This is a genomic window from Chitinophaga sp. (genome assembly GCF_036566945.1).
GTDB lineage: Bacteria > Bacteroidota > Bacteroidia > Chitinophagales > Chitinophagaceae > Chitinophaga.
The window spans coordinates 1-9,929 of record NZ_DATCVJ010000608.1 but is presented as its reverse complement, the minus strand read 5'-3'; the positions used below and the strand labels follow the sequence as shown (position 1 = coordinate 9,929).

Annotated in this window: 7 protein-coding genes; 1 reads left to right on the top strand and 6 read right to left on the bottom strand. The window is 44.1% G+C overall.

The features are described 5' to 3' along the window. Positions 1-285 precede the first annotated feature (285 nt). Together VIP81_RS18515 and VIP81_RS18510 are read right to left on the bottom strand one after the other, a co-directional pair. Positions 286-660, bottom strand: a complete 375-nt coding sequence (locus tag VIP81_RS18515) for a hypothetical protein (RefSeq protein WP_331964307.1) — start codon at positions 658-660, stop codon at positions 286-288. Between the two features lie 18 nt (positions 661-678). After that, complete coding sequence (locus VIP81_RS18510) at positions 679-1,425, bottom strand: hypothetical protein (RefSeq protein ID WP_331964304.1); 747 nt, start codon at positions 1,423-1,425, stop codon at positions 679-681. Between the two features lie 108 nt (positions 1,426-1,533). Between VIP81_RS18510 and VIP81_RS18505 the strand changes: the two genes are divergently transcribed. Further along, a complete protein-coding gene (locus tag VIP81_RS18505) occupies positions 1,534-2,430 on the top strand; it encodes a hypothetical protein (protein WP_331964301.1) in 897 nt (298 codons plus the stop codon). A gap of 24 nt (positions 2,431-2,454) precedes the next feature. On the opposite strand, the gene VIP81_RS18500 is transcribed toward VIP81_RS18505, so the two are convergent. The 4 genes from VIP81_RS18500 to VIP81_RS18485 all read right to left on the bottom strand — a co-directional run. Beyond that, positions 2,455-3,378: a DUF1266 domain-containing protein gene (locus tag VIP81_RS18500; RefSeq protein ID WP_331964298.1), complete on the bottom strand. Its 924-nt coding sequence runs from the start codon at positions 3,376-3,378 to the stop codon at positions 2,455-2,457. Between the two features lie 225 nt (positions 3,379-3,603). Next, on the bottom strand, positions 3,604-5,445 hold the full coding sequence (locus VIP81_RS18495; protein WP_331964295.1) for a SusD/RagB family nutrient-binding outer membrane lipoprotein: 1,842 nt from the start codon (positions 5,443-5,445) through the stop codon (positions 3,604-3,606). A 19-nt stretch (positions 5,446-5,464) separates the two neighbouring features. Further along, the gene (locus VIP81_RS18490; protein ID WP_331964292.1) at positions 5,465-9,193 is read right to left on the bottom strand and encodes a SusC/RagA family TonB-linked outer membrane protein; all 3,729 of its coding nucleotides are present in this window, start codon (positions 9,191-9,193) and stop codon (positions 5,465-5,467) included. A 113-nt stretch (positions 9,194-9,306) separates the two neighbouring features. Further along, positions 9,307-9,929 (bottom strand): FecR family protein (locus VIP81_RS18485; protein WP_331964289.1); only part of this gene is annotated, 623 nt, incomplete at its 5' end.

Genomic DNA, 9,929 nt, shown 5'->3' with positions numbered 1-9,929 from the left:
TGACTAAAAGATCTTTGCATTAAAATATTCAAAAAAACAAGGATGAAGTTGCGCAACAACTTGCGATCAAGATACTTTCATCCATTGTTGTTACCATTGTCACTTTACATAAAATTAATTAATAATATTATACCAATCTGGTCAGAAAACCTAGCACATTTCATCCGGCGTTACTCCAAAAACTAATATCCAGTTGAAGGGTAAGAATATCTACCTGCTAATGTTATTCTATTCTATGTAAACACTCTGAGATCCCCTACAGCTCCTAAAGAGATAGACATCCGTCTATCTCTTTTTATGAAATACCACCTTCCCCATTGCCCATAGTACTCCTTCCACTACCAACATCAACACCAGGTACCCCACCGGCTTATGATGATAAATACCCTGGCAAAGCCTGGCAAGTCCAATCGCGAATATAAAAATAAACATCCATCTCAACAGCACATAAAAATCGGGAGGAAATTGTAACAAACGGGAAATCAATATGGCCACCATACTACCACCTAAATAAATTCCGTAAAAACGGACAAACAACGGCCCCTTGACCGCAAAAGGGTTCCACTGCACCGTAACCGCATGCACATAAAGGAAGGGAACCAGCATCGCTGCAAAGAGGAATACATATCCCCAGGCGGGGACGATCATTTTTTCTTTCATCGTATCATATTTAAATTTTCAGGAACCACCGCATCCGCCGCAACCACTGCTGCAACTGCTACAGCTGCTTCCGCAACTACTGCTGCAACTACTGCCACTGCTACAGTTACTACCATCACCGGTGTTATTTTTCTTTGGATTTTTATCCTCCTTATTCACGGCCATTGCGCCAAAGGAACCGAAAACGAGGATCGCAACAATAACAACACCAGGGAGACTATCGCTACTACAACCGGGAAATAAAAAGACAGAAAGGAAGAAGAGAAGGAAGGGGAACCAATATTTGCGAAAAAGAGATAATCGTTGGGTTACAGGTAACGTGGCGGGGGCGGAATGATCAGGCCAGATGGCTGCCGGAGGATCTTCTCCAAAATATTGCCGGTATTGTTGCCGGGTGCTTTCCTCCCACGCGATGTACTTTTGTTTTTCGGAAGGGCCACCGGAAGAAGGATAGTGGTGAATTTTTTGCCCCAATGTTTTTTCACAAAAAGCCTCCCAGTAATTTTGTGTGTAAAGCAGGTGCTGGTGCCATACCTTGTCTACAATTTCTGAAGGCGAAGCGCCGGTAGGAGAAATACAACAGAGATAAATAAAGCGTTTGTATTCCTGTATGGCCCGTTGCGTGAAAGCCGCATCCCATTTGTTTTCCCTGGCCAGCTTCCTGGAAAAAGGGACCGCCGCATCCGGATCATCCAGCCGGAATTCGCTGATTTGCTGCCACAGCAGCGTGCCCGGCGATAAAGCAATAAAGTGATTGTTTTTCATCTTATTTTCTTGTTTTATTTTGTTGAAATAAATATCCATCAAAGCAACAAGACTAAAGTATTCTGCATATCTTACGGGGACTTATATGCGTATTATAATCGTATTATCATGAGTAAGGAAGAATTGCTTAACCTGGAGCGCTTAATGAATTATATAGCGCACCAATACCTCAAAAAGATAAGCTGGGAAGACGTTTCAAAGACCGAATGGAGTTTTATTGTAACGGAATTTAATACCGTTATTACCAAACAACAACGCCATAAAAAACTAAGCACACCACCCCCATTATTTGGTGATAACTATTTTTATGAGCACCTGGTCATCCGCAAACTGAAAGCCGCTAAAAACAGCGCGGCCCTGTCTTCCCTCAGCAGTCCAAATTTTTCTAAACTCAACGTAATAGCCGTCGCGCTGGGGTTCAGCAGCTATATCGACTTTATCAACAACGCGACAGAAATATTCCCTTTTCATGAACTGAAAATCAATATCCCGCTGGCCGCTACCAACCACCGGCTATTAGATCACCTGGTAGGATACTGGTACTGCTACAACCGCAACCTGCCCTATAAGTCAGGGAAAAAATCCACTGAACGTATCTGGCGTTCTGCGTTGGAAATTTATAAGTCGGGAGATGAATACCTCGTGGAGCGCACCGGCAAAGACAATCATATGTACTATGGCAAAATAACTTCTTATGCCAGCTATATATTTATCATCATGAACAGTACTACGTTTATCCGTCAACGTCATTTCATTGGCCGGCTGAAAGATGTGGAAGACAAAATGAAAAGACCCGGCTATGTGATTAATGAACTGAACTTTGTCAGCACCTGCGTGAGTTTTAATGAAGAACCCATTGCACTCTACGAAATATTTCACCGGGTAGCAAAGGTGAAAGACTTTCAGAAAACCTCTGTGGACCTGGCTTTCGATAGTCCACTACTTCCCAAACATATCTTATTACACCTGAAAGACAGCGAGCTAAACAGAATTACGGAACACTAGCGTAAGGAAACGGAGAATAGTACACTAAAATAACTGTTGTGTGTTTTGAAAAGCCAACACTTTCCAGGGGCTATCCGGTGCTACCAGCAAGTATTCCATGTTATTATACAGGGCTTCAAAACTACCCATTTCTATACCATTCCAAACGCAACGGGCAAACTGGTAAGAAAGAGAAAGATGCCTCCACGAAGTATAGGTTCTTTTAATAAGGGGTATGCCCCACATAATATATTCCAACGCCTGTTCATAACTGATATACCCGGCATCGTAGCCGGCACGGCTCAGATTAATAATACGGCCAAAATCCCAGATCAGCATATCCGGCTGCAGGTCTTTATCAATCAGCTTCTTTTCCCTGAACAGCTCCAGCGCATCACGGGTGTTGCGTAAACGTTCCATTACCACTGCTTCCTCCAGATCGCTGGTCGCAATAAACTCCCTTAAAAAAGCCTTGCTTTCCTTCATGGAAACGGTATTGATGGCCTGCCATATAATATCGTATTCTATGCGATGACCACTATCCTGCAACCAGGCAATCATCTCCTGCAATTCTTCTGTACTATCGATATCCCACCATTCCGATAACTGATTCCGGCAGTCATGTTTATCCAACCCCGTGGTAACATCATTCAGGTATTGACGGTTCACAAAAGCAATATCTGCTCCGCAGGCAACCGCCCATTGTTGCTCGGTGTCCAAACGTGAATCAGGACTCAGTATCACCTGTAATGGCGCTTCATCCATGTCATTCACGTCGGCATCATCACCGGAAAACATCTGGTTAAACTGCTTTATATTCTCAGCGAACATGTTCATTTGCGCGCTCCAGTCCTTATTATGCGCAATAGCCTGCTCCATTTGTTGCTTGTATAGGGCAATTGCTTCATCTGTAAATCCCATATCACGGAGTTGCTGACAGTACTGGTCCATAGAATGCTGCTGGTCCATAAGGATTCGGTTAAGGGTTATTATGGCTATTGAGATTGATTCTCTGTTATTTACGGATAAAATTACAGAAAAGTTTTTTCATAGCAGTTTTTCCACATGTTAAATATAGATAATATATTGGGAAATCCTTCATATTATTGGACCAAACAGGACAGCCCTCTAAAAACAAAGGGCAGGTCCGTCGACCCGCCCTTCTACTCTCAACATGATTCACCGCTATTACCATTAATTCTTATCCCACCATATTCTACCCTTGGTATCGGCTGCACTGGCGCCATAGGCAGGATCTTTCGCTATCATCGTTTGTACTGCTGTATTGTAATTGTCCTGGTTCAGTGTAGAACTCACGTTCAGACTATTACGGCGGGCAATCAGCAAATTCTTACCACCATCCCATAAGTTTTCCAGGTAGGCAATAGAAGATCCATCTCCTATTTTACCATTATTACCTGGTCTTACATCTGTGAACTGTGGATAACCGGTACGTTTCCACATGGCCCATGCTTCATCCGGCTGCATTAAGAAATGTACCCAGGACTGAGAATAAATACTGGGCAACCCTTTGTATGGAATACCTGCTGGCGTGGCAAAAGCACCCAAACTAATGGCGTCTGCATTCGGCACTTTGGTAGCCACGGCAAAAGCCTGGTATTGATTAAAGGAAGCCTGAACCCCTTTATAAAACCATTGGGAGGCCGTTTGTCCTAATCCGTTGCCACCTTTTTCGGCTATCTCCGCCATCATAAAACAAGTTTCTGCATACGTTACGAAGAAAGACTTCATTTTAATCGTTGATCCATCAGAGTAAGGCTCATCGGTATGCATCAGCACTTGCTTGGAACGCTGATCAAATCCGCCAAAACCACCGTTTTTCACAAACAAACGGGTTTGAATAGCCGATAAGAAGAGCAGATTCTGCGTGGTACCATCTTTCAGGGTAAATGTTTTATTCCTGTCTAAACCAGTAGGACCATAAGCCGCATCACCAGCAGAAGCAGGAGAGGCATGCTTACCCCAGTAACGTACCTGGTTTTCCGGCAACAACAATGCTGCCTGTGCTGCGGCATCTCCATCCACTTTCACCGTCAGGTACTGATTGGAATTATTACCCATATCATTTTGCCGGATCATAAAACCAATACGCGGATCATTCGTGGATTTCAGATATTCTACAAAAGAAAAGGAGGCGTTGTAATTAAACAGGATCACGTTAATATCATCCACGTTATTATTCCAATCGCGGGTATGGTTGATGGCGAAAGACCCGTCGTTGGTAGGATCCGTTAAAGAAGGAGCAATCAGTTTACCGGCGAAATTAGTAGCCACATCATTCAGTACGGCAGCTAAATTCGCGGCATCACGTTTTTCATAACGCTGTGCAATCTTAATACGTAAAGTATTGGCCAGTCCCAGCCACTCTCCATAATCTCCACCATAGAATAAATCCTGGTTGCCCAGTGCAAACTGGTTGGTGGTATTATTTTTCAACAGGGTAGCCGCATCTTTCAACTGCTGATCAAACACCTTATACAGGTTAAAATCATAATCGTATTGCGGTAACGGATATTGTGCATCATTGAATGCCTGGCTGTATGGCAGCGCGCCAAAAATATCTGCCACTCTCCACGCATGATATACATCCACAATAGCGCAAATGGCTTTCAATCCCTGGTAAGTAGCCTTGGTAGCATCTGGCAGGGAATTGATTTTGTCGATGATCCGGTGCATATCACGACCGGTCGCATTGAAATAGTCGCTGTAAAAAAAGAAATTCGGATTCGGGCCGGTCGTCTTGGCGGGATCGGCATACTTGGTAGAAAGACTGCTGTTAGTTACCGCATCCGGTACTACATATTGCATATAGCTCAAGGTAGCGCCATACCTTTGTGCAGGACGGTCACGTCCATTGATATCAATATCTACGGTAGCACCGGTAAACAGGAACTCAGGATTTACATCCGGCAGTAAATTCGGATTGGTGTTAATATCTATCAGCGTCTTTTTGCATGACTGACTTACCAGAGCGAGGGTAAGTAATCCAAGTATATATTTATTAGTCTTTTTCATCGTCTATGTATTAGTTGTTTTACAGAGAAATGTGGAGGGTTGCTGCATAGTTACGGGAAAAAGGTACCCCGCCTGTAATGAATGGTCTGAATGGATCATTACTTTGCAGAGACGCCGGATTCTGTCCACCAGTCAGTGTTCTGTACAAATAACCAACGTTGCGGGCAGTTAACGTTAACCTGGCTCCTTTCAAATGAATGGAATTGGTAATTGAAGCAGGCAGGCGGTAACCCAACGTGATTTCACGCAGCATTACCCATGAATTTTTGCTGATCGTACCATTGTTATTCAGGTTAGTTTCCCATCCATAAAAAGTATTATAGTACAAAGAGGCTTTGAAAGGCTCTACCAACCCTTTATCATAAGCTTCTTTAAAAGTCATGCCGGCAATGCTCACAGCTGGTTGCAATGGACTCATCTCTCCTGCGTCGAACACGGCATTTGGAATCACACCATCATACATTGGTTTGCCACCATTCCACTCCGGATCTGTACGGGCTACACCACCATGGGCCTGGTCGCGGTATTGCAGGGAATTTTTTGGCGTACCTTGTCCCATTGCATACGCATAGGATTCGGAGTATACGTAGCCTCCAAAGCGTCCGTCTACCTGCGTAAATAAGCTGAAGTTTTTATATCTCAGGGTAGCACTTACACCACCTGTTAAATCAGGTTCTACTTTACCCATTTTAGGAGCAGCAGATCCGCCGGGCAACTGTACCAGGTTGTAGTTTGCCATGTCGTACTGACCGGCAGTACTTTTAATTCTGCCACCATAAGTGATCAACGGAAATCCGGTTTTAGGATCATTTTTGGTGCTGGCCAGATAGTCGCCTACGTTAGTGGTTAATACACCAAAGTCGCCGCCTTCATAAGCATGCACGCTTACACCTTCATAATTGTCACTGAGGTTCCAGTCTTTGATGCCATTACCAAACTCAATAATCTTGCTCTTATTATGACCTAAGTTCACTGCAAAATCCAATCCCCAGTCTTTACCACGGATAGGTGAAATGTTCACTAACAATTCCCAACCTTTATTCTGGATGTTACCGGCATTAAAAAATACCTGGCTATAACCGGTTTCCGGTACGCCGGCCAGATTAATCAACTGGTGGAAAGTATTGGTTTTATACCAGGCAAAATCTACATTGATCAGGTCTTTGAACAAACCGAAGTTGGTACCAAATTCCCAGGTACGGGAAATCTGCGCTCTCAGGTCCAGGTTGGGTTTTACGTTGGCATTGTATTGTGTGGCAATACCTACGGAAGCGCCATTCTGGTTAAGGATGGTGCTGGGAGAATAACCCACACCTGTTTGATAAGGACCGGCAATACCGGAGTTACCTACATATGCAAGAGAAGCCCTTAATCGGCCTGAAGTGACCCATCCTGGCATACTACGCTGGAATTGATCATAGAAAGAATAAGAGAGGTTGGCAGAAGGATAGAAAATAGAATAGTTATTCTTCGCACCAATTGCTGCTTCCGGATAGGTGAGTGTAGAACGCCAGTCGTTACGTCCGGTGATTTCCAGGTTCAGGAATTCCTTGTAATTCAGGTTCAGGATACCACCCACACCAATGGTTAACTGGGAAGGATATTTAGGACCAGGATTACTGGTGCTGCCATAGTAATACTGGTTTTGAATATTCAGGGAAGAGTTACCCAGGAAGAAAACATTCGGTACGCTCAGCTGACCATTGGTAGCAGCACCGTAGCTTTCACCGAGCCGATCGCCATAAATTTCATTGTATAAACGAAAATCGATGTTCAGATCTTTGTTCATGGCTGTTTTGGTAGCATGCGCCATAAACAGCAAAGTGTAATCGCTGGTATAACTGCCACCTGATGAATAATAACCACCGGTATTATTGGTACCGTTACCATAATCTTTTTCTTCTGTACGTATTTTGTAGAAGTTAAAGTTACCTCTGGCAGACAGGTCCAGCCAGGGGTTCACCTGTGCTTTCAGCTGCATGTATCCCAGGATGGAATTTTCGTGACGGTAGTAATTATTTTTATCAAAACGGGAAAAGGCATTCACTGCTGCACCAAGATTTGCATAGGTATCTGCATAATCAGGGGTATTATCCGGTGCACGGTATGTTTTATACCAATCACCAAAATCTATGTTCCGCGGCAGGTAGTAGGTATTGAAGGCGAGATTTTGTCCACCACCATAGTAATACCGGCCCTGGGAGAAGAAGTTCTTTGCTTCTGTATTGGAATAACTAACGCCGAAGTCGGTAGAGAATACTTTATTTAATTTAGCGCCGATTTTTAAATCAACGGAGTTTCTTTTCATGCCATTGTTAGGCAATAAACCATTGGTATAGTTGTTCGAATAGGACAGGCGGTAGTTAAACTTATCGGTAGCACTGCTGATGGCAATATTATTATTGATGTAGTTACCATCCTGGTAAAATGTTTTCCAGTTGTTAGGTTGTGGTGAATAAGGTACCATTCGCTTTGGATCGAATGCAGCAGGGTGTAAACTGCCATCCATCAAAGGTCCCCAGCTGGCATCTGTTTTGGTTTGTGTGCCATCTGGTCTGAAATTACCTTCTCTTTCTACGTAGTCGCCCTGACCATATACGTTCTGTAAATCCATCGGTGCGCGATACACACTTTCTTTCTGATAGGTGGAATTGACTTCAATTAAAAACCCGTCTCCCGCTTTTGCTTTTTTGGTGGTAATCACAATCGCACCGTTAATACCTCTGGAACCGTAAATAGAAGTAGCTGCAGCACCTTTCAGTACGGTGATGGATTCATAATCATCGGGGTTCAGATTTTTCAGCTGAGAACCGGCATCGGCGTTGTCTGCATCCGATACGTTGTTGTTGATCACATTTCCATCTATTACAAAAATGGGCTGGTTCACGTTATTACCGGGTGTACCTAATACCTTGGCGCCACGGATCTGGATAAAGGGAGATGTTTGTACACCGGCAGCCGTCATCACGCTGATATTCACGCCGGCTACTTTACCTTGCAGGGCGGTAATCGGGTTGACGGAATTGGTACGGGTCAGTTCTTCTCCTTTTACGGTGGTGAGTGCATAACCTACTGTTTTATCGTTTTTGCCGATACCCAGTGCGGTAACCACCACTTCTCCCAGTCCGCTGCTGGAGAGGTCCAGCTTAATAGACAACTTCGTGTCATTGCCTACTTTTACTTCCTGTTTCTTATATCCTACAAAAGTGATTTCCAGTACATCGCCGGGTTCCGCATGGAGGGAAAATTCTCCGGCCACATTACTGATAGTGCCTTTGTTGGTACCTTTTATTTTGATAGATACTCCTGCCAGCGGATGTTTATCCATATCGGTAATTACCCCGCTGATGTCGGCTACCAGGGGCATGTCGTGAACGGTAACTTTTTCTTCTTTTTGTTTGATGACCACCGTGCTGCCTACAATGGTATAGGTGAGCGGCTGGTTCTTAAAACAGATGTCCAGCGCAGCTTCCAGGGAAGCGTCTTTCACATCAATCGTTACAGCATCTGCCTGCTGCATCCAGGATTCGTCAAAGAAAAACGAATACCCGGTTTGCTTTTTAATAGCACGGAACACTTTTCCCAGCCGTGCATTTTTCTCGGCCAATGTAACTTTCTGCGAGTAACCTTTTGCACTGATCTGCAGACAGGCGGCCATAATCACAATGGCGGTAAGCTTCATAAACAGGAGCGTTTTGGGCAGTACGCGACGGCTGAAATACCAGGCGGTACGTAGATTTTTTTTCATACTTTAGTAGTGGTTTTGGTTGAGTAATTAGCAATTCGTTCCCACAAATTGTTATAACTAATATTTACCAGAACTATACGCCGCTCTGACTCTCACCTCAGAGCGGTTTTTCATTATGGCAATACGATGATCCTTTTTTCTTCTATTTTGAAATGTACTTTGCTTTCTTCCAGTATCTTCAATACTTCTGATACCCTGGAAGTACGTGAAATTTCGCCGCCAAAGTGGCGATCCGGCACCTGACCTGCATATACGATATCTACATCGTACCAGCGGGAAATTTGCCGCATAACGCTACTCAGGTCAGCCTGATCAAAAGAGAAGTATCCATTTTTCCAGGCTATTTCTCTGTCGGTATCAACATCTTTATATAATACCAGATTATTTCCGGGATCCAGCCGGGCTTGTTCACCGGGTTTTAACAGCTGTTTTGTCTTCCCTTTGGTAACTATCACGCTTCCTTCCAGCAGGGTGGTTTTAATGGTGCGTTCGTCGGGATAGGCGTTTACGTTAAAGTGCGTACCCAATACCTGCACTTCCATACCGTGGGTAGATACAATAAAAGGCACTTTCTTTCCATTCCGTAGCAGGGGAGCTACTTCAAAATAGGCTTCCCCGGTGATTTCTACCCTTCTTACATTTCCTGAAAAGGCAGCAGGAAAACGAACAGAAGAAGCGGCATTTAACCAAACACTGCTCCCATCCGCCAATACCAGCTGATACTGTTTGCTTCTGG